Origin of the sequence: Paraburkholderia phenoliruptrix, assembly GCF_902859825.1 — a bacterium.
In the GTDB taxonomy this organism is placed as follows: domain Bacteria; phylum Pseudomonadota; class Gammaproteobacteria; order Burkholderiales; family Burkholderiaceae; genus Paraburkholderia; species Paraburkholderia phenoliruptrix.
This window is the reverse complement of sequence record NZ_CADIKB010000005.1, coordinates 109,448-135,239: the sequence shown is the minus strand read 5'-3', so window position 1 is coordinate 135,239 and position 25,792 is coordinate 109,448. Positions and strand designations below refer to the sequence as shown.

23 protein-coding genes are annotated in these 25,792 nt (G+C 64.2%); 2 read left to right on the top strand and 21 right to left on the bottom strand.

All coding sequences use genetic code 11. The features are described from left to right. Positions 1 to 19: 19 nt before the first annotated feature. The 14 genes from HV711_RS08230 to HV711_RS08165 all read right to left on the bottom strand — a co-directional run bounded on the left by HV711_RS08230 (position 20) and on the right by HV711_RS08165 (position 17,651). Positions 20 to 934, bottom strand: a complete 915-nt coding sequence (locus HV711_RS08230; protein WP_013588742.1) for a LysR family transcriptional regulator — start codon at positions 932 to 934, stop codon at positions 20 to 22. Between the two features lie 161 nt (positions 935 to 1,095). Further along, entirely contained in the window at positions 1,096 to 1,263 is a 168-nt protein-coding gene (locus HV711_RS08225) for a hypothetical protein (RefSeq protein WP_013588743.1), read from the bottom strand. A 49-nt stretch (positions 1,264 to 1,312) separates the two neighbouring features. Next, positions 1,313 to 1,510, bottom strand: coding sequence for a hypothetical protein (locus HV711_RS08220; protein ID WP_013588744.1), 198 nt, complete (start codon positions 1,508 to 1,510; stop codon positions 1,313 to 1,315). A 513-nt stretch (positions 1,511 to 2,023) separates the two neighbouring features. Then, complete coding sequence (locus HV711_RS08215; protein WP_082201376.1) at positions 2,024 to 2,227, bottom strand: hypothetical protein; 204 nt, start codon at positions 2,225 to 2,227, stop codon at positions 2,024 to 2,026. A gap of 27 nt (positions 2,228 to 2,254) precedes the next feature. Beyond that, complete coding sequence (locus HV711_RS08210; RefSeq protein ID WP_035477432.1) at positions 2,255 to 5,056, bottom strand: nitrate reductase; 2,802 nt, start codon at positions 5,054 to 5,056, stop codon at positions 2,255 to 2,257. Positions 5,057 to 5,069: 13 nt separating this feature from the next. Next, positions 5,070 to 6,341 carry an NAD(P)/FAD-dependent oxidoreductase gene (locus HV711_RS08205; protein WP_082201378.1) on the bottom strand — a complete coding sequence of 424 codons (1,272 nt, stop codon included), beginning with the start codon at positions 6,339 to 6,341 and terminating at the stop codon, positions 5,070 to 5,072. Further along, on the bottom strand, positions 6,338 to 6,685 hold the full coding sequence (gene nirD / locus HV711_RS08200) for a nitrite reductase small subunit NirD (RefSeq protein WP_013588747.1): 348 nt from the start codon (positions 6,683 to 6,685) through the stop codon (positions 6,338 to 6,340). The genes HV711_RS08205 and nirD overlap by 4 nt, the downstream gene beginning before the upstream one ends. 30 nt (positions 6,686 to 6,715) lie before the next feature. Beyond that, positions 6,716 to 9,256 (bottom strand): nitrite reductase large subunit NirB, encoded by a 2,541-nt coding sequence (gene nirB, locus HV711_RS08195; RefSeq protein WP_035477434.1) that lies wholly within the window; start codon positions 9,254 to 9,256, stop codon positions 6,716 to 6,718. 379 nt (positions 9,257 to 9,635) lie between these two features. Then, entirely contained in the window at positions 9,636 to 10,985 is a 1,350-nt protein-coding gene (locus tag HV711_RS08190) for an MFS transporter (protein ID WP_035477436.1), read from the bottom strand. Between the two features lie 327 nt (positions 10,986 to 11,312). Continuing rightward, positions 11,313 to 11,678 (bottom strand): DUF3579 domain-containing protein, encoded by a 366-nt coding sequence (locus tag HV711_RS08185; protein WP_028363312.1) that lies wholly within the window; start codon positions 11,676 to 11,678, stop codon positions 11,313 to 11,315. 7 nt (positions 11,679 to 11,685) lie between these two features. After that, on the bottom strand, positions 11,686 to 13,071 hold the full coding sequence (locus tag HV711_RS08180; protein WP_035477438.1) for a sigma-54-dependent transcriptional regulator: 1,386 nt from the start codon (positions 13,069 to 13,071) through the stop codon (positions 11,686 to 11,688). Then, a complete protein-coding gene (locus tag HV711_RS08175) occupies positions 13,061 to 15,010 on the bottom strand; it encodes a sensor histidine kinase (RefSeq protein ID WP_425195015.1) in 1,950 nt (649 codons plus the stop codon). Before HV711_RS08175 ends, HV711_RS08180 begins: the two co-directional genes overlap by 11 nt. Further along, entirely contained in the window at positions 15,000 to 16,394 is a 1,395-nt protein-coding gene (locus HV711_RS08170) for a 2-hydroxycarboxylate transporter family protein (RefSeq protein ID WP_051223915.1), read from the bottom strand. Before HV711_RS08170 ends, HV711_RS08175 begins: the two co-directional genes overlap by 11 nt. A gap of 423 nt (positions 16,395 to 16,817) precedes the next feature. Further along, a complete protein-coding gene (locus HV711_RS08165) occupies positions 16,818 to 17,651 on the bottom strand; it encodes an oxidoreductase (RefSeq protein ID WP_035477440.1) in 834 nt (277 codons plus the stop codon). A 163-nt stretch (positions 17,652 to 17,814) separates the two neighbouring features. On the opposite strand from HV711_RS08165, the gene HV711_RS08160 reads away from it, so the two are divergent. Continuing rightward, the gene (locus HV711_RS08160) at positions 17,815 to 18,726 is read left to right on the top strand and encodes an AraC family transcriptional regulator (protein WP_175145046.1); all 912 of its coding nucleotides are present in this window, start codon (positions 17,815 to 17,817) and stop codon (positions 18,724 to 18,726) included. A gap of 218 nt (positions 18,727 to 18,944) precedes the next feature. Beyond that, complete coding sequence (locus HV711_RS08155; protein WP_035477444.1) at positions 18,945 to 19,952, top strand: sulfonate ABC transporter substrate-binding protein; 1,008 nt, start codon at positions 18,945 to 18,947, stop codon at positions 19,950 to 19,952. Between the two features lie 123 nt (positions 19,953 to 20,075). Here HV711_RS08155 and HV711_RS08150 read toward each other — a convergent pair whose 3' ends face one another. The 7 genes from HV711_RS08150 to HV711_RS08120 all read right to left on the bottom strand — a co-directional run bounded on the left by HV711_RS08150 (position 20,076) and on the right by HV711_RS08120 (position 25,735). Beyond that, complete coding sequence (locus HV711_RS08150; RefSeq protein ID WP_013588757.1) at positions 20,076 to 20,546, bottom strand: VOC family protein; 471 nt, start codon at positions 20,544 to 20,546, stop codon at positions 20,076 to 20,078. Positions 20,547 to 20,826: 280 nt separating this feature from the next. Continuing rightward, complete coding sequence (locus HV711_RS08145) at positions 20,827 to 22,488, bottom strand: cation acetate symporter (protein WP_013588758.1); 1,662 nt, start codon at positions 22,486 to 22,488, stop codon at positions 20,827 to 20,829. After that, a complete protein-coding gene (locus tag HV711_RS08140) occupies positions 22,485 to 22,790 on the bottom strand; it encodes a DUF485 domain-containing protein (RefSeq protein ID WP_013588759.1) in 306 nt (101 codons plus the stop codon). Before HV711_RS08140 ends, HV711_RS08145 begins: the two co-directional genes overlap by 4 nt. A gap of 322 nt (positions 22,791 to 23,112) precedes the next feature. Continuing rightward, entirely contained in the window at positions 23,113 to 23,538 is a 426-nt protein-coding gene (locus HV711_RS08135; protein ID WP_028363321.1) for an organic hydroperoxide resistance protein, read from the bottom strand. A 188-nt stretch (positions 23,539 to 23,726) separates the two neighbouring features. Further along, positions 23,727 to 24,293, bottom strand: a complete 567-nt coding sequence (locus tag HV711_RS08130; protein ID WP_035477446.1) for a TetR/AcrR family transcriptional regulator — start codon at positions 24,291 to 24,293, stop codon at positions 23,727 to 23,729. 219 nt (positions 24,294 to 24,512) lie between these two features. Then, positions 24,513 to 24,779, bottom strand: a complete 267-nt coding sequence (locus HV711_RS08125) for a hypothetical protein (protein ID WP_013588762.1) — start codon at positions 24,777 to 24,779, stop codon at positions 24,513 to 24,515. Positions 24,780 to 24,892: 113 nt separating this feature from the next. Continuing rightward, positions 24,893 to 25,735 (bottom strand): IclR family transcriptional regulator, encoded by an 843-nt coding sequence (locus HV711_RS08120; RefSeq protein ID WP_013588763.1) that lies wholly within the window; start codon positions 25,733 to 25,735, stop codon positions 24,893 to 24,895. Between the last annotated feature and the right edge of the window lie 57 nt (positions 25,736 to 25,792).

The window sequence follows — 25,792 nt, the reverse complement described above, 5'->3', positions numbered from 1 at the left end:
CGCTCCCGGCGCGACGGGCTCACCTCTCGTCGCGAGTGCGCAGGCGGCACACGGCCATGAGCGCAAGCAGGTTCGGGTCGCGCTCGCGCGCCCTCAGGAAGCTGACGCCGATGGTCTGGCGCATCATGTAATGCGGTTTGAGCGGGATGAACTGCACCTTGTCGCCGAACACGCCGCGCACGCGGCCCGGCAACAAGGTGTAGCCGACGCCTGCGCTCACGAGGTTCATCAGCGAGTAGATGTCGCCGACTCGCATGGTCACGTTGGGCGTGAAGTCCGCGACGCGAAACGCCTCCTGAAAGCCGTGATAGGTCGCAAAGCCCTCGCCGAGCGAGACGAAGGTTTCGTCGCGGCAGTCGCGCAGATCGACCGCTTCGAGGTTGGCGTACGGCGAATTCGCAGGCGCCGCGAAGAAGATGTCGTCTTCGAAAAGCGGAATGGATTCGATCTCGGGCTCGGCATCGGGCAACGCCATCAGCGCGGCGTCGATTGCGCCCTGCTTCAGCTTCTCGATCAATTCGGCGTTCGGACCGAGCACGAGTTCCACCTGGAGCGTAGGCCGCCGCACCTTGATGTCGACGACAATGCCAGGCACGGTCCTGATGGTGAGCGAATACAGCGAGCCGATTTTCAGCCGGTCCGACGAATAGCCCGCCGCTTCGCGCGTCGCGCGAATGCCGTCGGACATGAGCGTGAGGACTTCGCCAGCGACGTCCGCGAGCATTTGCGCGGCGTCGGTCGACCTGAGATTGCGGCCTTCATGGCGAAACAGTGCGCAGCGCACGCCCTGTTCGAGCGAATGCAGCGCGCGGTGCACGCTCACCGTGCTCACGTTCAGCACCTCGGCCGCCTTGGCGAGGCTGCCGGTCTGCATGAAGGCGAGCAGCACTTCCAGCTTGCGGAAGGTGATTTCGTCGTCGATTCGGTCGCGCATGGGGAGCTGGGGAACGGTCGGAACCCTTCATTATCAGCTTGCGCGCGCCCGCGGCAAATAGCGTTAATCCCCGACGCGCGGGAGCGCGGCAGCCCGTGCGCCGCTTCTCCGACGCCGCCTCGCATGCGCCGACTTTGCCGAGTTGCGTCGACTACGCCGCCTCAGTGGCGATGATGCTGATGGCGCTGCCAATGCCAGACAGGTGTCAGGTCGAGCTGACGCAGCAATTGCCTGCGGCGATATTCCCGCCGATAGTGGCCAACCGCGAAGATGATGCCGATCACGAGGACGGCGAGACCCATCACGACGCTTACCAGTTCTTCGTCCATGGCTACCCTTCTCGTCAATATATCGATGCAACGATGACAGGTTCGCGGCTTAGCGTTTGCGCGCCACCGCGTTGAGCATTGAATGCCCTGCGCCGGTGACATGCAGGCGCTGGTGTCCGGAAGCGAGTTCTTCGAGTGCGACGAGCTGGCGTTCAAACAATGTGTCGAGCTCCTCCCGACACATATCGATCTGATCCGGAGCCGCCTTGACGAGCATGAGGGTGGCGAACTCCTTTGGGCTTAGCATAGTTGTCTCTCACAGTGTTTTATTCATCCAGACGGAAGCACGAATTACCGCCCATACCCGCAGACGGGGTAAAGACCAGCAATTGTTTCCGCTTCGTTTTGATTATGGGGGCAGCGACGCCTCGGAGTGTTAATTGTAAACTGAAAAAGTCCGATTACGGCGAATGAATAAATGCATTGGCGCGCGGGCGCGATAGACGCGGATTAAACATATCATACGCGGCGGCTAGCGAACGCACCGGGTGGGGGGCGAGAGTCGCCTATTACCTATGAGGAAAAGCGCGCTCGATGGGTCCCGGCTCATTAGCTTGGGGAATCACACCGTGTTTAAATATGCAGCGGCGATTTATGTGTGAATTTATTAATCGCCGTTTAATTCGCCTTTATGAAACTTCCATTTATTACGCGTTTTCTATGACCGGCAATTAGCTGGCATATTCGCATGACACCGTTATTACATTTTCTCGCCACGCTGAATCGCCGCCCCCGTTAGTTCGCGGTATAACGTTGCGCGTTATCTGGCCGCCGCGCCGCGCCGGCGTGAACGCGCGGGGCGCCAGGGGCCACGCAGGCGAGCCGGCCGTGGATTGGCTGCGTGCCGTTGTTGTACGGCGCCCTCGGTTTCAGCAGCCGACATGGCGATACCGGCCTCACGCTCGTCGTTAAACCCGCGGCCTGAACCGATCGCGCGCAGCAGGGTTTGCAGTTTCTTCGTCATCACGGCAAGGTTCCTCGTCAGCGACGCTCAGGCCGCGTTGAGCCGCGCGAGCTCCGTATCGATCAGAAGCTTCTTCAACTCCGGCACACACGAACCGCAGTTGCCGCCGGCCTTCAAACAGGCGGTGATCTCGGCAGCGGTCTTGAGGCCCTGCTCGCGAATTGCCGTGCAAATCGTATTGCGCCCCACGCCGAAACACGAACAGACCGTCGGCCCCGTATCGGCGCCCTTGCCGATCGGCTGGCCGGACAGCACGCCGATGCGGTCCGCTTCGTCGAGTCTGTCCTTCGCAAAGAGGCTCGCGAGCCATTCGCGCGCGGGCAGCTCGGGACGTGCCGAGAGAAACACACAGTTCTCGATACGATCGTCGACCAGATGCACCGCGCGATAAATGCCCGCGGCGCGGTCCTCGTATTCGAGCCAGTCCGCCTGCGCGTCGTCGACGCCGAAGAGCGCGCGCGCCCAGGCGCCCCGTTCACCGCGCTCGCCGAGCGTAGTGCGGCCGGCGAGCTCGTAGCGCACGCACTGTTTGCCCTGGACGCGCGTCCAGTAGGTCACGCCGTCGAGCCGCGGCGCGCGCCGGCTCAGCGAAAAGCCATGCCACGCGACGTGAAACTTGTCGATCCGCACCGGCGTGTGCTTGAACTCGGGCTCGCCGGAAACCGGATCGACCACCGGATTCACCACGGCGCCCACCCGCGCGTCGGACGCAACCTGGTCGTTCCAGTGAATCGGCACGAACACGCTGCCGCGCGGCATGCCGCCGCCGTATTGCACGCGCGCCACCATCGCGCCCCAGCGGCTCGACACGCGCGCGAGGTCGCCTTCGCGCACGCCGCACAGCAACGCGTCCTGCGGGTGCAGGTCGACGAATGCTTCGGTCACATGGCCCGCGAGTTTTTCCGATTTGCCCGTGCGGGTCATCGTATGCCACTGGTCGCGCACGCGGCCGGTGTTCAGCGTGAGCGGATAGTCGTCATCGGGCGCATGGGCCGGCGCGCGCGGCGGCGTGGCGACGAACCGCGCGCGGCCGTCCGCGTGACTGAAACGGCGGTCGTCGAAAAGACGCGCGGTGCCCGGCGCGGCTGCGCCGGCGCTCGCACGCACGGGCCACTGCACGGGCTGCAGGGACGCGTAGCCGTCGCTGCCGAGACCGACCAGCCCGGCGAGATTGAACGCACGATGGACGCCGCCGCTATGTCCCTCGCCCGATTGTGCGGCGGTCTCGCTGTCTTCGTTGCGCCATGCGCTGAGCCGCGCATGTTCGTCGAAGATCTCCTGCTGGCTCGCGAAGCCGAAGCCCGCATAGCCCATGCGCCGCGCCACGTCGCAAATGATTTGCCAGTCCGGGCGCGCCTCGCCCGGCGCCGGCAAAAAGGCGCGCTGGCGCGAAATCCTGCGCTCCGAATTCGTCACCGTGCCGTCCTTCTCGCCCCAGCCGAGCGCGGGCAACAGGATATGTGCGAACGCATTGGTGTCCGTGCTCTCGACGATGTCGGAGCTGACCACGAGTTCGCAGCGCGCGAGCGCGCGCTTCGCCTGATCGCTGTCAGGCAGGCTCACCACCGGATTCGTGCCCATGATCCAGACCGCCTTGACGCGGCCCTGCTCGATGGCGTCGAACAGTTCGACGGCTTTGAGCCCCGCACGCGACGCCACCACGGGCGCGCCCCAGAACTGCTGAACCAGCTCGCGATGCCGCGCGTTGTCGAGCTCCAGGTGCGCGGCGAGCGTGTTGGCGAGGCCGCCGACCTCGCGTCCGCCCATCGCGTTGGGCTGTCCGGTGAACGAGAAAGGCCCCATGCCCGGCTTGCCGATACGCCCCGTCAGCAGATGGCAATTGATGATGCTGTTGACCTTGTCGGTGCCCGAGCTCGACTGGTTGACGCCTTGCGAATAGACCGTGACCACGCGCTCGGTGCGGGCAAAGAGTCGGTAGAACTCGAGCAGATCGTGCGGGTCGACCTTGCACGCCTTCGCGCACTGCACGAGGTCGAAGCCGGCCGCCGCGCCAGCGGAAGCAGCCGCCAGCGCCTCCGCATAACCGCTCGTATGCGAATCGACGAACTGCGTGTCGATCGCGCCGTGCTCGGCAAGAAAGCTGAGCAGGCCGTTAAAGAGCCGCACGTCGGTGCCCGCGCCGAGCGGCAGATGCAGGTCCGCCATCTCGCAGGTCGCGGTGTAACGCGGGTCGATCACGACCACCTTCATGTCGGGCCGCGCCTCCTTGATCTTGACGATGCGCTGGAACAGGATCGGATGACACCACGCGGTATTCGAACCGACCAGCACGACGAGATCGGCGAGTTCGAGATCTTCGTAGCACACCGGCACCACATCTTCGCCGAAAGCACGCTTGTGCCCTGCTACGGACGACGACATGCACAGACGCGAATTCGTATCGATGTTCGCGCTGCCGACGTAGCCCTTCATCAGCTTGTTCGCGACGTAGTAGTCCTCGGTCAGCAACTGGCCCGACACATAGAGCGCGACGGCGTCCGGTCCATGTTCGTCGACGATCCGGCGCAAGCCGCCGGCGACCGCATCGAGTGCCTCGTCCCACGACACGTCGCGCAGCGCGCCGCCCGCGGGCTCGCGCATCTTCGGATGCAGGAGCCGTCCGTCCAGTCCGATGGTTTCGCCGAGCGCCGAGCCTTTCACGCACAGGCGGCCAAAGTTCGCGGGATGCTGTTCGTCGCCGGCAATGTCATGGCCGCCGTCGGGACGCGCGCTCGCGCGCACGCCGCAGCCGACGCCGCAGTATGGACAGGTGGTCCTGACAGCCTTGCCGCTGGCAGACGCGTTCGAAATTGCGATGGGGAAACTCACGGTGTGTTCCAGGTCAGGCAGCCTGCGTCTCGCAGAGGGCTTTGCCGAACAGCAAATGGCTGCGCAGCGATGAAATATCGGTCCGGTTCTGGATCAGTTCGAAGTACCAGGCACCTTCCTTCACGTCGCCATACAGCACCGCGCCGATCACGCGGTTATCCTCGATCACGAGGCGCTTGTAGACGCCACGCCGCGGATCGCGCAGCACGAGGTCCTCGCTCTGTGGCCCGCCGATGAAGTCGCCGGCCGAATACAGGTCGACGCCGGTCACCTTCAGCTTCGTCGCCGTCGCGCGCTGCACGTAGCGGCGATGACCGGCGCCCGCGAGGTGCGCGCCGCACACGCGCGCCTGGTCCCAGATCGGCGCGACGAGACCGAAGGTCGCCGTGCGGTGCTGCACGCATTCGCCGACCGCATACACGCGCGGATCGTAGGTCTGCAAGGTATCGTCGACGACAATCGCGCGTTCGCAATGCAGTCCCGCCTGTTTCGCGAGCTCGATGTTCGGGCGCACGCCGGCCGTCATCACGACGAGATCCGCCGGGATCTCGCTGCCGTCGTCGAAACGCACGGCGGTGACGCGATCCGGCCCGACGATTGCCGCGGTATTCGCCTTCAGCAAAAAGCGCAGACCCTTGCGCTCCAGCGCCTGTTGCAGCAACACAGAAGCGCTGCGGTCGAGCTGGCGCTCCATCAGGCTGTCCGTCACGTGCACGACCGTCACCGACATGCCCTGACGCATCAGCCCGTTTGCCGCTTCGAGACCCAGCAGGCCGCCGCCTATGACCACCGCATGACGATGGTTGCGCGCCGCCTCGAGCATCGTTTCGACATCCTGAATGTCGCGAAATGCAATCACGCCGGGCAGATCGTGTCCCGGCACAGGAATCAGGAACGGCTTCGATCCCGTGGCGATCAGCAAACGGTCATACGTCACCTGCACGCCGCTTTGCGAGCGCGCGATGCGGCGCGAGCGGTCGATCGCGACCACGGGGTCGCCGGCATGCAGGCGAATGCCGTTTTCCTCGTACCAGTCGCGCGTATTGAGGATGATGTCGTCGACGGTCTTCTCGCCCGCCAGCACCGGTGAAAGCAGAATACGGTTGTAGTTGCCGTAGGGCTCCGCGCCGAACACGGTGATCTCGTACAGGTCCGGCGCGAGCTTGAGCAACTCCTCGACGGTGCGCATGCCCGCCATGCCGTTGCCGATCACGACAAGGCGCGGGCGCGCAGGCGCCGCGAACGATGCGCCTCCCGACGAGCGCGCGTCGATGTCATGTCTCATGCGGCGACCCATACCTTGCCGCTTTCCACACGCACCGGATAGGCACTCACCGAATTCTCGGGTGCTTCGAGGCACTCGCCGGTGCGCAGATCGAAATGATGCTTGTAGATCGGCGACGCGACCACGATGCGCTCGCCGAGGCTGCCGATCAGTCCGCGCGAGAGCACCGCCGCGCGCGAGCCCGGATCGAAGTTGTCGATGGCGAACACGCCGCCGTCGCCGTCCGCCACATGAAATACCGCCACCTGCTCGCCGTTGACGAGCGCGCACACGCCCGTATTCGGAATGATGTCGTCGAGCGCGCACACGGGCAGCCAGGATGCCGAAGTCCGATCGTTGTTCATGCTGGATTCCTCAGGTCAGGTGGATAAAGGTCAAGCGGTTTCGACTACGACGGGAATGGCGGCGAGTTTCGACTGGCGCTCTTCCGGTGTTGCCGGGCGAATCTGCCCGCGCTCCTCAACGAAGGCCACGGTGTTGTCGGCCTGGTCGCTGTTGACGAAATGACGGAAACGCTTGCGGGTTTCCGGATCGGTCACCGCCTTCTTCCACTCGCATTCGTAGGTGTCGATCACGCGCTGCATGTCGGCTTCGAGTTCCGCGGCGACTTCGAGCTTGTCGTGCACGACCACGTCCGTCAGATACTGCAGCCCGCCTTCCAGACCTTCGCGCCACACGCTCGTGCGCTGCAGGCGGTCGGCGGTGCGCACATAGAACATCAGGAAGCGGTCGATATAGCGCACGAGCGTGTCCTTATCGAGGTCGGACGCGATCAGTTCCGCGTGGCGCGGCTTCATGCCGCCGTTGCCGCACACATAAAGATTCCAGCCCTTCTCCGTCGCAATGACACCGACGTCCTTGCCCTGCGCTTCCGCGCATTCGCGCGTGCAACCTGACACGCCGAATTTAATTTTGTGCGGCGTGCGCAGGCCCTTGTAGCGGTTCTCGAGTTCGACCGCGAGCCCGACCGAATCGCCGACGCCATAGCGGCACCATGTGGATCCGACGCACGACTTCACCGTGCGCAGCGACTTGCCGTAAGCATGCCCCGACTCGAAGCCCGCCGCGATCAGCTCTTCCCAGATGAGCGGCAGCTGCTCGACGCGCGCGCCGAACAGGTCCACGCGCTGGCCGCCGGTGATCTTCGTGTAGAGGCCGTATTTCTTCGCGACCTGCGCGACGGCGATCAGGCCGTCGGGCGTCACTTCACCGCCCGGCATGCGCGGCACGACCGAATAGGTGCCGTCGCGCTGGATGTTCGCGAGGTAGTAGTCGTTCGTGTCCTGCAACGACGCGTGCTCTTTCTTCAGCACGAATTCGTTCCAGCACGACGCGAGAATGCTCGCCACCACAGGCTTGCAGATATCGCAACCGAGACCGCGCCCGTGCCGGGCGAGCAGTTCGCCGAAGCTGCGCACGCCTTCGACGCGCACGATGTGATACAGCTCCTGGCGCGAATACGCAAAGTGCTCGCACACGTGATTGTTGACGGCGAGGCCCTGCTTCTTCATCTCGGCCTTCATCACCTGCGTGACAAGCGGCACGCAGCCGCCACACGAGGTGCCCGCGCTCGTCGCGCACTTGAGCGCGCCGATGTCGGTCGCGCCGGCGCAGACCGCCGCGCACAGATCGCCCTTCGACACGTTGTTGCACGAGCAGATCTGCGCGGTGTCGGGCAGCGCGTCCACGCCGAGGCCCGGCTTTGCCTTGCCGTCGCTTTGCGGCAGGATCAGGAATTCGGGCGACTCGGGCAGCTCGATACCGTTGAGCATCATCTGCAGCAGCGTGCCGTATTCGCTGGCATCGCCGATCATCACGGCACCGAGCAGTTGCTTGCCGCACTCCGAGACCACGAGCTTCTTGTAGACCTGCTTGCGCTCGTCGCTGAACTGATAGGCGCGGCTGCCGGGCGTCGTGCCGTGCGCGTCGCCGATACTCGCGACGTCCACGCCCATCAGCTTGAGTTTGGTGCTCATGTCGGCGCCCGCGAAGCCGGCGTCGTCGCCGAGCAGATGCTTCGCTGCGACGCGCGCCATGTCGTAGCCCGGTGCCACGAGGCCGTAGATCATGCCGTTCCATGCCGCGCATTCGCCGATTGCGTAGATGTCCGGATCGCTCGTGCGGCAGTTCGCATCGATCGCGATGCCGCCGCGCGGACCGATTTCGAGGCCGCAGGCGCGCGCAAGCTCGTCGCGCGGACGAATGCCCGCGGAGAACACGATCATGTCCGTGTCGAGATGCGTGCCGTCCGCGAACTGCATGCGGTGCGTGCCCGCTTCGCCGTCGACAATCGCCGTGGTGTTCTTCTGCGTATGCACCGTCACGCCGAGTGCTTCTATCTTCGTGCGCAGCACGCGGCCGCCGCCTTCGTCGACCTGCACCGCCATCAGGCGCGGCGCGAACTCGACCACATGCGTCTGCAGCCCCATGTCGCGCAGCGCCTTCGCGCATTCCAGACCGAGCAGGCCGCCGCCGACCACCGTGCCGGTCTTCGAGCGCGCGCCGCATTCCTGCATGGCTTCCAGGTCTTCGATAGTTCGGTAGACGAAGCAATCGCGGCGCTCGCGGCCTTGCACAGGCGGCACGAACGGCGACGAGCCGGTCGCGATCACGAGCTTGTCGTAGGAGAGCGTCTCGCCCGTGGAAAGCGCGACCGTGCGCGCATGGCGGTCGATCGAGACGGCCTTCGCGTTCAGCTTGAGCAGCACATTTTCACGCTCGAAAAAGCCCGGCGCGACGAGCGACAGGTCGTCCGCGGACTTGCCCGAAAAGAATTCGGACAGATGCACGCGGTCGTACGCGGGGCGCGGCTCTTCGCACAGCACGGTGACATGCAGCGCGGCCCTCGGGTCGTCGACGAGACATTCGAGGAGCTTGTGCCCCACCATTCCGTGGCCGATGACGACGACGTTCATGACAGAGGCTTCATTCATTTGCGATGCGGTTTGCGACATGATGTGTCCGGCAATAAAAAAAGCGTCCCGCGGATGCAATCGCTGCTGCGACTGTATTCGGGGGACGCCGTTGTCCAAAACCAATGATCTGAGACAGAGTGCTGCTGGGTGAGCCGGATCGCCGTTGATCCGCAGCCCGTTAATGCAAAGCCCGTGCCATTCGACCCGAACCTTCCGAATGCGCCGTCTGGTGGGCGTTTGGCGCGGGTTGACGCGTGCTGCTATGCGCTGCTGGCTGACGCATTCGAATGCATGAAGGCGCGATGATGGTGCGACGCAGCACCTTCACCGTGCAGCGTACGAGCAAACAACAGCACGCCCTGCACGGCGATGAGCCCGCTCAATTCGCCATGCCCTGCGTATTAGCGGCGGGGGCGGCGGCGGCGGCGAGCGCGCGCTCGCGCAGCGCCGCTTCGCGCGCCTTGTGCTCGCCGCTGAAACGCACGGCCAACGCGCACAGTGCCGACAGCGTGACGAGCACGCCGAGCGTCGCGAGCGTCTGCTGGATGCCGCCGACGCCCTTCATCAGAAAGCCCGCAGCCACCGCGCCGACATTGCCGCCCGCGCCGATAATGCCCGCCACGCCGCCGAGCGCCTTGCGGTCGATGAACGGCACGAGTGCATACGTCGCGCCGCATGCCATGTGCGTGAAGAGCCCGAACACCAGCATCGCGACGAGCGCCGGCGCGACGCTGTTCGCGTGCGCGAAGCACAGGAGCCCGAGCCCTTCGCCGACGATCAACGCGCACAACAGCGTGGAGCGCACTTCGAGGCCGCGCGATGCGGCCGCTTTGTCCGATACCCAGCCGCCGAGCGCGCGCGCGAACAACGCGAGCAGGCCGAAGCTGCCCGCGGCCACGCCGGCCTCTTTCAGCGACAAGTGGAAATGATCGACGTAATAGATTGCGGCGATGTTGTGGATGAAGACCTCGACGCCGAAGCACGCTGCGTAAGTGATGAACAGCATCCAGACGCGATAGTTTGCGCAGGCGGCGCGAAAGCTGGCCCAGCCGCCCTTCTTGCCGCCGTCGATAGCGATGCCTTGCGCCCGCAATGCCGCGAAGTTGCCTTGCGGGCAGTCCTGCGTGAAGCGCCAGTAGAACGCGGCCATGACCGGCATCGCGAGCCCAGGCACAACAAGCGCGACCCGCCATGCGGACGACTCGCCCACGCCGAGCACGATGATCGCGGCGAGCAGCAGCGGAATGAGCGCCTGGGCGGCGCCGGCGCCGGTGTTGCCCCAACCCGCGGTCGTCGCGTTGGCCGTGCCGACCACGTTCGGCGCGAACATCATCGACGTGTGGTACTGCGTGATCACAAAGCTGGCGCCCACTGCGCCGATCAGCAAACGGCACAGCAGAAAGCTCCCGTAACCCGTCGACATGGCAGCGCCGAGCACCGGCAGCGCGCCTGCCAGCAGCAGTCCCGAGTACACCTTGCGCGGGCCATAGCGGTCGCACATCGGCCCGACCACGAGCCGCACGAGAATCGTGACCGCCACGGCGGCGATGTTGATGTTGGCCACCTGATCGGCGGATAAACCGAACTCGCGCTTGATGAGCGGCATCAGCGGCGCGCACGCGAACCACGCGAAGAAGCAGACGAAGAACGCCATCCACGTCAGATGAAATGCGCGCATGGCGGGCGTGCGCAGGCTGAAGAGATCGATGCGGGTTGCTTTGTCTGCCATCGTGGTTCCGAAACAAAAAAGCGTCCCGCGGAACCGGTCGGATGACTGGTTCCAGGGGACGCCGTTGTCCAAGCTGCTGGTGGAGTGCTGCTATGAGTGTGCGCTTACGCGTGCAGGCAGGAGGATCGCCTTTGATCCTTTGCATCAGGTTGCATCACGTTACGTGAGCGACTATGCAAAGGCTATGCCATGCGCGGCGCGTGGCGCATTCAAGGGTTTCGCGGGGCAAAAGCGCCGGTCACCGCGCGACTGGCGCGATGTGTTTTGACGCGTGAAAGCACAGCGATGGTGCGCTTTCACAGCAACGGGGCGTCGCGAGCGCCAGGCTCAGGACGCTTCTTCGCCGAAGACTTCGGCCGAAGCGAGCCTTTGCGCGCGGCGCGTTTCAACAGGCAAATCGTTGTCCCGCGCGAAGCGCATGACGAAGTCGAACGCGTCGGCGCACACCGCGCGCAGTTCCTCAGAAACGAACAGGCATTTCGTGCCGGCATCGACGACAGGCATCGCAAGGCGCGTGCACGCGATATGAATGCCCGGCCGCCGCTCGCCCACGAACAGCGTGATGACGCCGGTCAGACGTTCGGGCCAGTCGCCAGGCCGGAAACTCCTCTGCGCGTGCGTGACGCCTTTGATCACATAGCCCTGAATGGCGCCTTCGACGGGCTCCTGGCCGATGAGCGGTATGCGGTCCATGCTGGCGTCACTCGCCTCCCGATGATGATCTGTCGAGCTCGCTCTCTTCGCCGGCCGCGTCGCGCGAGGCAATCTTCAGTTGCCGCAGCTTGTGATACAGCGTCTTCTTCGGCATGCCCAGCTCGACGCTCGCTTCCGCCACGTTGCCGTTATGACGGCGCAGCATGTCCTCGATCAGCATGCGCTCGAAATACGCAAGCTGCTCGGCCAGCGTGCCGCCCTTGCTTGCATTGCCGCCGGGGCTCAGCAGACTGTCGCCCGTCAGGCCGAGCACGAAACGGTCGGCGACGTTCTGCAGCTCGCGCACGTTGCCGCGCCACGCATGCGTCATGAGTTCGGAGAGCTGAGAAGCGGAGACGATCGGCGCGGGCTGGCCGAAGCGGCGCGCGGCCGCCAGCACGAAATGCTCGAACAGCAAGGGCACGTCTTCGCGGCGCTCGCGCAGCGGCGGCAATTCGATCTGGGCGACGTTCAGCCGATACAGCAGGTCCGCGCGAAACGTGCCTTCGCTGGAAAGCTGCATGAGGTCTGCTTTGGATGCCGCGATGATCCGGCAATCCACCGCTATCGGCTCGTTGGCGCCAAGACGCTCCACGGTGCGCTCCTGCAGCACGCGCAGCATCTTGATCTGCAGCGACACCGGCATGGTTTCGATTTCGTCGAGAAAAAGCGTGCCGCCGTGCGCCCACTCGATTTTGCCGACGCGCTTCTTGATCGCGCCGGTGAACGCGCCCGCCTCATGACCGAACAGCTCGCTTTCGAAAATCTGCTCGGGCAGGCCGCCGCAATTGAGCGCAACGAAATGCTTGTCGCGCCGCCCGCCGAACTCGTGCAGGCTGCGCGCGATCAGCTCCTTGCCCGTGCCGGTTTCGCCGGTAATGAGCACGGACACCGACGTGTCCGCGAGACGCAGAATCTTTTTGCGCACCTCGGCCATGGCAGGCGACTTGCCGAGCACGAGCGCCTCGATGCCCTGCCAGTTGTGGAGCGCGGCGCGCAGGCCTTGCACCTCGAGCGTGAGGCGGCGTTTCTCGACCGCGCGCGCCACGCGGCGCGCAATATGGTCCGATGAAAACGGCTTTTCGATGAAGTCGTAGGCGCCCACCTGCATCGCGCCGACCGCAGTCGAGATGTCCGCATGCCCGCTAATGAGCACGACCGGAATCTGCGAGTCGATTGCCATCACCTTGTCGAGCAACTGCAGGCCGTCGATGCCCGGCATCCGCACATCGGACACGATCACGACCGGCGCGCCGGGCGCGACTTCGGCGAGCGCCTCGGCGGCGCCCGCGTATGCGGACACGGGCAGGCCCGCGAGCTCGACGGCCTGCTGGACACCGAAGCGCACGTTCTCGTCGTCCTCGACGACGAGCACCCGGATTTCATCTCCCATCGACGACTCCCTTTGCTGACTTTGCTGACGCAAACTCGATATTGAAGCGCGCGCCGCCATCCTCGCGATTGACGGCCCAGATCTTCGCGCCGAACGCTTCGACGATGCGCGAGGTGATCGCAAGCCCGAGCCCGAGGCCGTGGCCTCGCGGCTTCGTCGTGACGAACGGTTCGAACAGATGATCGAGCACTTCCTGTGCGATGCCCGTGCCACTGTCGGCAATCGAAAACAGCACGCGGCCCGTGTCGTCGGACTCGACGGCGTCCAGCACGATCACGCGTTTTGCTTCGTCGCGGACCGCGTCGAGCGCATTGCCGAGCAGATTGACCACGACCTGCTGCAACTGGCTCGCCTCCGCGCACACGAATGTGCCCGGCGGGATGCGCACGTCGACCTGCACGGCCTCGCTGCGAATCCGCGCATCGTAGATGAGCCGCGCGTGCGCCACCGCTTCGTTCAGCGACACGGCAACGCGCTCGACCACCGGCTTGCGCGCAAAGGCCTTGAGTTCGCCGGTGAGCGTGGCCATGTTGTCGACGAGACGCGATACCCGTTCGAGGTTGGCAATGGCTTGCGCCGGCTGGTCGCGTTCAAAAAATGTGCGCGCGTTGTCGCACAGCGTGCGGATGGCAACAAGCGGCTGACTCAATTCGTGCGTGAGACCCGCGGCCATCTGCCCGAGCACCGCGAGCTTGCCCGCATGCACGACTTCCTGCTGCGATTCGCGCAGGCGCGCTTCAGTTCGTTTGCGTTCGGCGATTTCCTGCTGCATGCGTTCATTGGTTTGTGTGAGCGCCGCGGTTCGCTGCGCGACGGTCGCCTCCAGTTCGTCGTTCGCGCGGCGCAACGCGTCCTGCGCTTTCAGCTTCTCCGCTATCGTGCGGCGGCGCTGCACCGCGTACAGCGCATAGAGCCCCGCGATCAGAAAGCCGCCCGTCACGAAGCCGAGCGCGAGTTCCTGCTGACGACGGGCGCCCGCGACATCGAGCAGCACCATGATCGAGTCGCCCGCCTGCGGCGCGGGCCGCGACATGACGAGATAACGCGTGGTATGCCCCGGGCGGTGCGGATCCGGAAAACGGCCGAGCCACGCGCCCGCGCCCCAGTCGCCGATACGCGTGTACCGCAGCGGCTCGACGTTGCGCCCCGCGTATTGGCGCGATGCCTGAATCTCGCGCTGCTGCTGGGCGGTGATGGGCCGCAGCGCGGTGAACTTCCACGCGGCGACCGTCGAGATAACGATCACGCCATTGCGGTCGATCACCATCGCCGCTTCATTGGGACGACGCCACGCCGACTCCAGTTCGTCGACGCTGATCTTGATCGCGGCAGCGCCGATCGGCGTGCCGCCGTCGCGCACGGCACTCGCGAAATAAAGCCCCGGGATACCGGTATTGGTGCCGATGCCGAAAAAGCGCCCCGCGCCCTGCGCGAGCGCGTCCTTGAAGTAAGGCCGGTACGAGACGTTGGTGCCGACAAAGCTGACCGGCTGATTCCAGTTGCTTGCGGCGATCACCGAGCCTTGCAGGTCGATCACATCCACGGCGACGCTGCCCGCCTCCTGATTCACGGCTTCCAGATAAGTATTGACGCTGTGCAAAAGCGCAGCAGTGGCGCGCGGTCCGGCTTCGAGCAACGCGCGCACGCTGTCCTGTCGCGCGACGATGGCGGGCATCGTCTCGAAGCGGCCGAGTTCGCTTTTCAGGCTCGCGCCGTATAGATCGAGCTGATGGGCGCCTGCCTCGGCGAGCGCGTCGATCGCGCGGTTCCAGGCGAGTTCGAGCGCCGCCGCGGCCATGCCGACATACAGCAAGGCCGCAACCGCCCACGCCCACAGCGGTATCCCTCTTATTTTCACTTGATGTACGACCTCGCGATGACCCAGTGCACGACAACGCCGCGCGCGCGCCGCACCGGAGCGCGACGCGTCACACCCCATGCGCGAGCGCGATCAGCGTGACCGTGACGACGATTGCGCCGCCGATGCGCGTGGCGATCTGCGCGAACGGCATCAGTTGCATGCGGTTGGCCGCCGTGAGGATCGCGACGTCGCCGGTGCCGCCCTGCCCGCTGTGACATGCGTTCACGATCGCGGTGTCGATAGGGTACATCTTAAGTTTGCGGGCAACCAGAAAACCGGTGCCCATCAGCGTCGCCACGGTGGCGACGATCGTCACGATATTGGCGATGGTGAACGCGGCGGTCAACTTGTCCCACGGCGTCATCGCCACGCCGATGGCAAACAGCAGCGGATACGTCACCGCGGTCGAGAAGAACTTGTAGACGACGAACGCGCCCTCCTGCAACGGCGGCGACACCGCGCGCGCGAGCTTGACCAACACCGCGAGAAACAGCATCGCGACCGGCGCGGGCAGGCCGAACAGGTTGCGGCACATCAGGCCGAGCAGATACAGCGTGATCGCCGTGATGCCGGCCGCCGCGATGTGCGTGACGTCGATATGGCCGCGGATTTCCTCTTCGGCGGGTGCCATTTCGTCGGTCTCGCCGACTTGCAGACGGCCCTCGCCGGTGAGATGCGGAAAGCGCTTGCCCAGCATGTCGAGCGCCCCCGACAGGATGATCGCGGTAAGGCTGCCCAGCATGACGGGCGGAAGAACCTGCGCAAAGAGTTCGCCCTGCGGCAGATGCATGATTTCCGAATAGCCGATCGAGAGCGGAATCGCGCCTTCGCCGACACCGCCCGCCATGATCGGCACGACGATATAGAGCAGCGTATGGCGTGCGCCAAGGCCGAATGCCGAGCCGACCGCAATGCCGATTACGGCGGCAGCGAGCGATCCGAGCGCGAGCGGCACGAAGATCTTCACGAAGCCTCTGATCAGCACGCGCCGGTCCATGCTCAGAATGCTGCCGACGATAATCGACGCAATGAACAGATACAGGAAATTGGTCGACTTGGTGAATTCGGTCGTGAGATGCAGGATCGGCTTCGGCAGCACGTGGTAATACGTGAGCGCCGAAGGCACGAAGGTCGCGCAAATCGCCGCCGCGCCGATATTGCGCAGAAGCGGCAAACGCTTGCCCAATTCGGCGCAGGTGAAACCGAAGAACGCGAGCACGGCAATCGCCATGGAAATCTCGCCCGGCATTTTGCCCGTCACCGCAAAGCCGACGATCAGCGCGAGCAGAATGAAATAGACCGGCAAGGGAATGATGCCGACGCGGTATTCCATCAGCTTCCACCAGCCTTCGGGCCAGAATCGGGTGGACGCATGGGTCGCGCCGGACGCGCTGGACGCATTCGCGGCTGCGGGCGTGGGCGTCGGGCGCGCAGGATCGTGGATATGGGCGGGTGTGGACAAAACGTGTCTCCTTGCTTGGGCGCGCCGCAGTCGCGTGGCGGCGTCGCGTTTCAATGCGGGTTGCAATGCGGGCTTCATGGCGGGTTTTTCATTGCGAATCTCGGCGCATCCGGCTGAGGCTCTTCGAGCCAGGCGTGCCTGATCGGCTGAAACCCCGAAGGGAAAGCTGAAATGGAGCGCGCCGGGTCAGCGTCGCGCAGGCCGGCGAGGCGTGTGCAGGGTCATGACTGTCTCCGTGAGGGGTCTTGTGAATTGCGCTCGGGGCGCTCGTGGATGCCTATAAGGCAAGGCCCATGCCAATGGCGGGCCTTGGGAGCCGTTTCGCAAGTCATTGATTTTTATATTTAATTTTCTTGACCAAACGATGCCGGAAGCAGCGCGTGCCGAGAGTTCAGAATTGGCGCCGGCGGGCAGGCTGAGATTTCAGCCATCCGTGGAAAGCGTGACCGCCTCCCATGCAGCGATTTCCTCGGACAGCGCGGAGAGCTTCGCGCGTACGAGGCCAAGCGCATCGCTTCCCAAGAGCAGATGCGCGGGCGGCTCACCGACGGCGATCACGGCGAGCATGGCGCGGGCGGCTTTGACCGGGTCGCCCAACTGCTTGCCGCTTTTCTCCTGACGCGCCTTTCGCACGGGATCGAACACCGCGTCGTAGTCGGCAATGGAGCGCGGCGTGCGGGCCATCGAGCGCCCCGCCCAATCCGTGCGAAACGAGCCGGGCGCCACGGCGGTGACGGCAATCCCGAACGGCCGCACTTCCTGACCGAGCGCTTCCGAGATTCCCTCGAGCGCGAACTTGCTGCCGCAGTAGTACGCAATGCCGGGCATGGTGATGAAGCCGCCCATCGACGTGATATTGAGAATGTGGCCGCGCCGACGTTTGCGCATGTAAGGCAGCACGGCTTTCATCATCGCCACCGCGCCGAACACGTTGACGTCGAACTGCCGGCGCATCTCGGCAAGCGGCGCCTCTTCCATGACGCCTTCGTGGCCATAGCCGGCGTTGTTCACGAGGACGTCCACCGCTCCGAGGCTTGCCTCGATGTCGGCAACGACGCCGTCGATCCGGTCGACCTCCGTCACGTCGAGCAGGCGGGCGAATGCGCTGCCGGGCGCGAGCGCCTCCAGCTCGGCGCATGCCGCCTCGCTGCGCACGGTGCCGACCACACGATGACCCGCCGCGAGCGCCTCCTGAGCCAACGCGCGGCCGAAGCCGCTGCTTGCGCCAGTGATGAGCAATGTTTTGCCTGATGCCATGACATCCCTTTCCTGAAGTTAAACGGAAAGTGCATACTATTCTCCCATCATCGCCATTTTTAGGCCCAATCGTGGCATTTTCTTGCCTGTTTCTATGAGCATTCAACGAGCGCAGACCACGCGCCGCGCCGCGCGCGTACCTTCTGGCCAGGACCGCCCGGACATGACCGCGCTCCTGCGCGCGCTGGCTCCAAAGGAAGGCTATAACCTCACCGCGCTTGAAAGCGTGCGGATCCTGCGCTCGGACCGCAGCCTGGCATCGACGCCCGTGCTGTACGACCCGGGCATCGTGATCGTCTGCCAGGGACGCAAGCGCGGCTATTTCGGCGATCAGTTGTATCTGTACGACGAGCAGCACTATCTGGCGGTGTCGGTGCCCGTGCCCTTCACGATGGAGACCGACGCGACGCCCGCGCGGCCGCTTCTTGCCGTCTACCTGCATCTGGACTTCAGGCTCGCCGCGGAACTCATGGCGCAAATCGAAGCGCATTCCCTACCCCGGCGCGCACAGGCGCCGCAAAGCATGATGTCGAGTCCGCTGGACGACGCGCTGCGCAACACCGTCTTGCGCCTGCTCGACGCGCTGAACCGGCCGCTTGACGCCGCGGTGCTCGGTCCGTCGCTGCTGCGCGAGCTTTACTTTCGCGTGCTCACCGGTCCGCAGGGCGACGCCATGCGCGCGGCGCTCGGCATGCACGGTCAATTCGGCAAGATCGGCAAGGCGCTGCGCCGCATCCATTCCGACTACGCGCGCCCGCTCGACCTCGCCCTCCTGGCCCGCGAGGCCGGCATGAGCATTCCCACGTTTCATGCGCATTTCAAGGCCGTCACGCAGACTTCGCCGATGCAGTACGTCAAATCGACGCGCCTGCATCAGGCCCGCTTGCTGATGCTGCGCCAGGGCATGACGGCGGAGGCCGCGAGCGATGCAGTTGGCTACGCGAGCACGTCGCAATTCAATCGGGAATTCAAGCGGCTCTTCGGCCTCACACCGGCTGCGGAGGCGCGGCGCATGCGCGCGAGCTTCGCGATTCCGCCCGCCCACGCCGGCTCGGAATATGTGTCGTCGCATTGAACCGGGAGTGGGTCCGTCGCGAGGTGTCGGGCCGCCGCGCCTGCCCGCTGTATGGCGCAGCCGCGCCGTCGGGCGGTAGCGCGCAATCTTCGATTCGCTGCTTTCCATATGCGCAAACATTGGTTGGATTTGCGCGGACATCGATTTAACGTCGCGCATTCGGAACCCACGACCGGCGCGACCGGCGCGGCCACCTTTTTCGCAGAGAGCAAAGACCGATGACCACACGCAACCATTCGCTCGACACACGCAGGCGCCGCCTTCTGCAGGGCGCCGCAGCCGGCTTGACAGGCGCGTCGCTCGGCGGCGTGCTCGCGCCCCTCGCGCCCTTCACGGGCACTTCCGCGCACGCGCAAGGCGACAGTAAACGCATCCGCATCGGCTTTCAGAAATACGGCAACTTCGTAGTCCTGAAGGCGCGCGGCACGCTGGAGAAGCGGCTCGCCAGCGAGGGCATCGCCGTGCAATGGCTCGAATTCCCCGCCGGGCCGCAGTTGCTGGAAGGGCTGAATGCAGGTGCCGTCGATGTCGGCACCGTCGGCGAGACGCCGCCTATCTTCGCGCAGGCGGGACGCGTCGATTTCGTTTATATCGGCAGCGAGCCGCCGGCGCCGCGCGGCGAAGCGATCGTCGTCCCGCAGAATTCGCCCATCCGTACGGTCGCGCAATTGCGCGGCAAGAAGGTGGCGTTCAACAAAGGCTCGAATGTCCACTATCTGCTCGTGAAAGCGCTGCAGCAAGCGGGACTCACCTACGCCGACATCGAGCCCGTCTACCTGACACCCGCCGATGCGCGCGCCGCCTTCGTGCAAGGCAGCGCGGACGCGTGGGTGATCTGGGATCCGTATCTCGCCGCGATCGAACGGCAGGCGAATGCGCGCACCATCGCGAATGGCGAGGGGCTCGTGCGCAATACGCAGTACTACGTCGCAGCACGCAAGTTCGCGGCAACGCAGGCGCACGTGCTGAATGCACTGCTCGAAGAGGTGAACGCGGTCGACAGTTGGGGACGCGAAAATGTGCCGCAAGTGGCGGCGCTGCTGTCGCCGCTCGTCGGCCTCGACGCGGCCACGCTCGAAGTCGCGCTCAAGCGCACCGGCTACGGCGTGCAGCCGATCAGCGAGGCGACGCTCGCCTACCAGCAGCAGATCGCCGACACATTCAGCGCGCTGAAGCTGATTCCCGGCAAGCTGAGCGTCGCGGATGCGCGCTGGAAAGCCACCTGACGCGATGAGGGATTGCGTGCAGCGCGCCCGCATGGCGCTCACGCCGGACGCTTGCATGCGCTGGCGCGGCTCCATGCAACGCGCATCGCGTTATGCGACGCGTGCGGTCAGCGCGCCGCGGGCTCAGGCAGTCCCCTCGTATGCCGCCCTCAGTGCGGCGACATCGAACTTCACCATTTTCATCATCGCCTCGGCTGCGCGGCGGGCCTTTTCCGGGTCGGGGTCGCCCATCATCGAGATCACATCGACCGGCGCGATCTGCCACGACACGCCGAAGCGGTCCTTCAGCCAGCCGCAGGCCTCCGGCGTACCGCCGCCTTCCAGCAGCGCGTCCCAGTACCGGTCGATTTCCGCCTGATCCGCGCAACTGACGAGGAACGACACCGCGTGATTGAAGGGCTCCTTGCCGCCCGAACTCATCGCGAAGAACGTCTGGCCGAACAGCACGAATTCGACGACCTTCGTCGACCCGGCGGCCGGCACCGCTGTGACGCGGACGACGCGCGAGTCGGGAAAGATGCCCGCGTAGAAAGCGGCGGCCTCCTCGGCCTCATTCGAATACCAGAGAAAAGGGGTGATCTTCTGAATCGTCATCGCGAGTCTCCTGTCAATATCGGTCAGAGGGCGGCCCTGCCATGCCGCTTATGGAGACGACGAAGAAAGACCAGCGGAATCGACATGTTCGGGAAAATTTTTTGTTGCTCCGCCGGGTCTTCCCAGACACAGCTTCCGTCGCCCCATTCAGCGCCGATTATAGGGAGCGTTTCGCGCTTATACACTGTGCCGGCGCGCGCCCGCGCCGTTTCGCACGGGCGCCCGGGGCGGCGCGCGCGACAGGTCGCGCCGCCACCGACCCGATGCATTCAGCAGCGAACTAGTGGCTCGCGCCCTCCACCGCGCCGATGCCGGTTTCCGAGCGCACCGCCTGGGCGTCGAAGCCGGCCTGGTCGATGCGTGCGCGGGCCGATTTGTCGGTGACCGAGAAAACCCAGATACCGGCGAAGCCGATGGCCATCGAAAAAAGCGCGGGCGACGCATACGGAAACGGCGCGCTTGCGTAGTGGAATACGTCGACCCACACCGCCTTCGACAACACCGTCAGCAGCACGGCCGAGAGAAGTCCGAGGAAGCCGCCGATCGCCGCGCCGCGCGTCGTGCAGCCGCGCCACAGCACGGACAAGAACAGCACGGGGAAATTCGCCGAGGCCGCCACCGCGAACGCGAGCGAGACCATGAACGCAATGTTCTGCTTCTCGAACACGATGCCGAGCACCACCGCGACGATGCCGAGCACGACAGTCGTGATACGCGACACAAAGAGCTCGTTCGCGCTCGACGCCTTGCCATGCTTGAACACGGTTGCATACAGATCGTGCGACACGGCCGACGCACCGGCGAGCGTCAGTCCCGCGACCACCGCGAGAATCGTTGCAAACGCAACGGCTGAGATAAAGCCGAGGAACACGTTGCCGCCCACCGCGTTGGCCAGATGCACGGCTGCCATGTTGCTGCCGCCGAGCAGCTTGCCGGCCGCGTCCTTGAACACCGGGTTGGTGCTCACGAGCACGATCGCACCGAAGCCGATGATAAACGTGAGAATGTAGAAATAGCCGATCCACGTGGTGGCCCAGAACACCGACTTGCGCGCCTCCTTCGCATTCGGCACTGTAAAAAAACGCATCAGGATGTGCGGCAGGCCGGCCGTACCGAACATCAGTGCGATGCCGAACGAGATGGCCGAGATCGGGTCCTTGATGAAGTTGCCCGGCGCCATGATCGACGCTTTCTTCTCGTGCACTTCGACGGCCTTCGCGAAGAGCGCCTCAGGACTGAAATGAAACTGCCACAGCACCATGAAGGCCATGAACGAGGCGCCCGCGAGCAGCAGGCATGCCTTGATGATCTGCACCCACGTCGTCGCCGTCATGCCGCCGAAGAGCACATACACCATCATCAGTGCGCCGACGATCACCACCGCGATCCAGTACTCCAGTCCAAACAGCAGCTTGATGAGCTGGCCGGCTCCCACCATCTGCGCGATGAGGTAGAACGCGACCACGACGAGCGTGCCGGACGCGGCGAATGCGCGTATCGGTCCTTGCTTGAAGCGGTAAGCGGCCACGTCGGCGAATGTGAAGCGACCCAGGTTGCGCAGCCGTTCGGCCATGAGGAACGTGATGATCGGCCAGCCCACGAGAAAGCCGATCGAATAGATAAGACCGTCATAGCCGTTCGTGTAGACGGCAGCCGAAATACCGAGGAACGAGGCGGCGGACATGAAGTCGCCCGCTATCGCAAGGCCGTTCTGGAAGCCGGTGATGCCGCCGCCCGCCGTGTAGAACTCCGCTGCCGAACGCGTCCTTCTCGCAGCCCATTTGGTGATGAAAAGCGTTGCGATCACGAACGCGATGAACATGCAGATCGCCGTCCAGTTGGTCGCCTGCTTGACCGCCTGCCCGAGGTCCGCGCCCGCGGCAAAGCAACTTGAAGCAGCGGCGAAAAGCGCGCCGCCGACGATGAATCGGCGCGTGTTCATGCGGCCTCCCGCTTGATCTGGTCGGTGAGTTCGTCGTAGGCGCTGTTCGCGCGCCGCACGTAAAAGCCGGTGATCACCACGGTGAACACAATGACGAAGAGCCCGATCGGCATGCCCCACGTCGTGACGCCCGCGCCGATTTTCGCCGCGAGCATTTCTTTGTTGAATGCAATGAGCAGCACGTAGCCGTAGTAGACGACCAGCACCAGCGCCGTTAAGGTCCATCCGAGCCGCGAGCGCTTTCGCACCAGTTCGCGGTAGGCCGCGTTCGATCTGATCTTGTCCGCGAGTTTCACGTCCATCTCCGTCTCCTGCTTGAGTATCTTTCGCCAAATCAATGCGCTCGCGCATGCGATGTGTTTTCGTTGTTTCGATGCGCTCGACGATACGTTAAAAGCGTCCGCTTACCCGGTTCTTACGGCAGGGCTTTTCTGGTGGCGGGGTTTACGCTGAGAGGAGACTGCAGTGCGCGGTGCATGCTGCAAAGTGCTGCGGAGTGCGGCCGATTGGCGCAGCACTCATGCAGCACTCATCGCGCGAGTTCCGGCAGCGCAAACCAGGAGCGCTGGGCCGGAACCCGTTTTCAATGCATTAATTACTGGCTACATGCAAGGATGGGAGCCGTTAGACGATAGTCAGCGTCACGTCGATATTGCCGCGCGTCGCATTCGAGTACGGGCAAACAATATGCGCTTTATCGACGAGCGCCTGTGCGGCGTCGCGCACCATGCCCGGCAGCGAAATCTTCAGTTCGACTTCGATGCCGAAACCGTTGGGAATCGCGCCGATACCGACGCTGCCGTCAATCGACACATCCGCGGGAATGGCAATCTTGTCGCGAGCAGCGACGAACTTCATCGCGCCGAGAAAGCACGCGCTGTAGCCGGCCGCGAACAGTTGCTCGGGATTCGCACCGTCGCCGCCTGCCCCGCCGAGCTCGCGCGGCGTGGTCAGCTTGAAGTCGAGCTTGCCTTCCGGCACGACGGCGCGGCCGTCGCGACCACCGGTAGCGTGAGCATGAGCGCGATACAGGACTTTTTCGATCGACATGGTGAAGCTCCTTTATGAACAGGTTTAAAGTTTATTCATCTATCTATCGAAAGATAGATGGCAGGACAGAACTTGATATTTGAAACGCACAACTTTTCCAGACTATCACTTACTCAAGACTATCTACTGAAAGGTAGACAATACGGCAAGCAGAAAGACCGCCTTCCCACCTTGCTTGCCAACTTCCGCTACCGCACGATCCTGACCGACGCTTCGACATCTTCAAGCCGTGCTTTCGTATTGAACAACCGGCTCGCCAGCACGCTGCCCTGGAAGGCTGCGAAGAGCGCCCGCGCCGCATTCTCCGGCTTGCCGTTGACTGCCAGCGTACCGGCTTGCGCACCTTCAGCCAGCACCTTGGCGAGCCACTTCTCGTTCGCCTTGAAGAACGCCTGCACCGCCTGGCGGATGTTATCCGGCAACGTTTCGATGTCGGCCGCGAGCATGCCGCACAGGCAGATCTGGTGCCCGTCGCCGAGCGTGCGTCCGAACAGCTTCGTGTACTTGCCGAGCCGCACTTCCGCCGGCAACGATTCGTCGATCCCCTTTAGAGTACTCTGCACTTCGCTGCTATAGGTGCTCACTGCCTCGAGGACGAGGTCGTCTTTTGACGGAAAGTAATAGTGAATGCTCGACGTCTTTACTCCAACGAGGCTCGACAGATCCCGATAGCTGAAACCGTTATAGCCGCGCATCATGATCAACGTGATGGCGTGGTCGAGAATCTGTTCGCGCACTGAAGCTGTCGTGTCCATGGGTTGAACTCTATCTACTTGCAGATAGACTGTCAAGCCCGGTTGTTTCTATGGAATGCAACATACTGTTCGCGATGGCGAATGGCGCGAGGTCTTTGTGGGCGGCGCAACGCGCGCGCCGCCCCGATCCGCCGCGGTCGCGACGGTACCTCGACACGACGTCGAGCGGCCCGAACGCCTGCCGGGCCGCCCAGCGACAGTCCCGCCCCAGCGCTGCCGCTATTGCTTCACCTCGCCGGTGCGCGAGGGCGCCGACGCGCCTTCCGGCGACATCGCGTTCGCGCGCTTGTCCATCAGACTTCCGGGCTTGTTGCCCGGCGCGCCGAGTTCCGCCGGTTTATTCGCCGCTTGGCCGGCCTGTCCTGGCTGAACCTGTTTTCCGGTCTGCGTGCCGCTGTTCGCTGGCGCATTACCGCTCTGTTGCGAGTAAGCCACGCTCGTCATGCCGAGAACCAGCGCTATGCCGGCAACCTTCAACGCTCTCATCTCTGTCTCCTGGTGTCACGGCGCTTGCCGTTTTCACTAAGACAGCATGCAGCGTGCCGCGAGCGGAATCGTGGCGACAGCATCACCCAGACGCAGTGCGCGGTAGCGCGCGTTCATTCGATGCGCCGGCGCGTGGAAATGGCAGAGGCGGTGGAAATGACGAGGTCGGCGAAACGCTTTTCGTCGCGGTCAGCCTGCCAGCGCGAGCGCGCCACCGCGATATTCACCGCGCCGATGCCGCGCCCGTGCGCGTTCGTGATAGCCGCCGCCGTCGAAATATCGCTGACAAAGTACTCGTCTTCCGTATGCGCATAGCCCTGCTTGCGGATCTGCACGATCCGTTCCTTGATCTTGCGCGGCTGGTACACGGTCGAGGCCGTATAAGGCACGAGGTTCGTGCGCGAGAGAATGTCGTCGATCTCGCCGTCGGGCAGGGTCGCCAGAATCGCGAGGCCCGGCGCCGTGCAATACGCGGGCAGACGCGAGCCGGTAATGACGTGCGCGTTGAACACGTTGCGGCTGACGATACGCAGTACGAACACAATGTCGGTATCGTCAAGCACCGTGAGGTTCGTCGCCTCTTCCGTCTCCGAGCCGAGCTGCTGCAGATAAGGCGTCGCGCGGCTCACCAGATCGTTAGACGTCAGATAGTGATAAGTGAAGTCGAGCAGCCGCGGCGACAGTTCATACTTGCGGCTGTCCGGGTCTTTGAAAAGATAGCCGAGCGCGGCGAGCGTATAGGTGAAACGCTGCGTTGCGCTCATGTCGAAGCCGGTGGACGCCGCGATCTCGGAGAGCGACAGCTGGCGCTTGCTGCCGTCGAACGCGGTGAGCACCTTCATGGCCTTCTCCACCGACTGCACGTAGAGCGAAGACGCGGTCGGGTCGGCTGCCTCCGCGGGCAGTCTTGCCGCCGAAGTGTTGCGCTTGCGCGCGGCTTTGGGCTCGTCGCTCATTACGTCGGTATCTGTCTGAATTGAATGGGAAATTATCGCATAGCGCTCATGACCGAA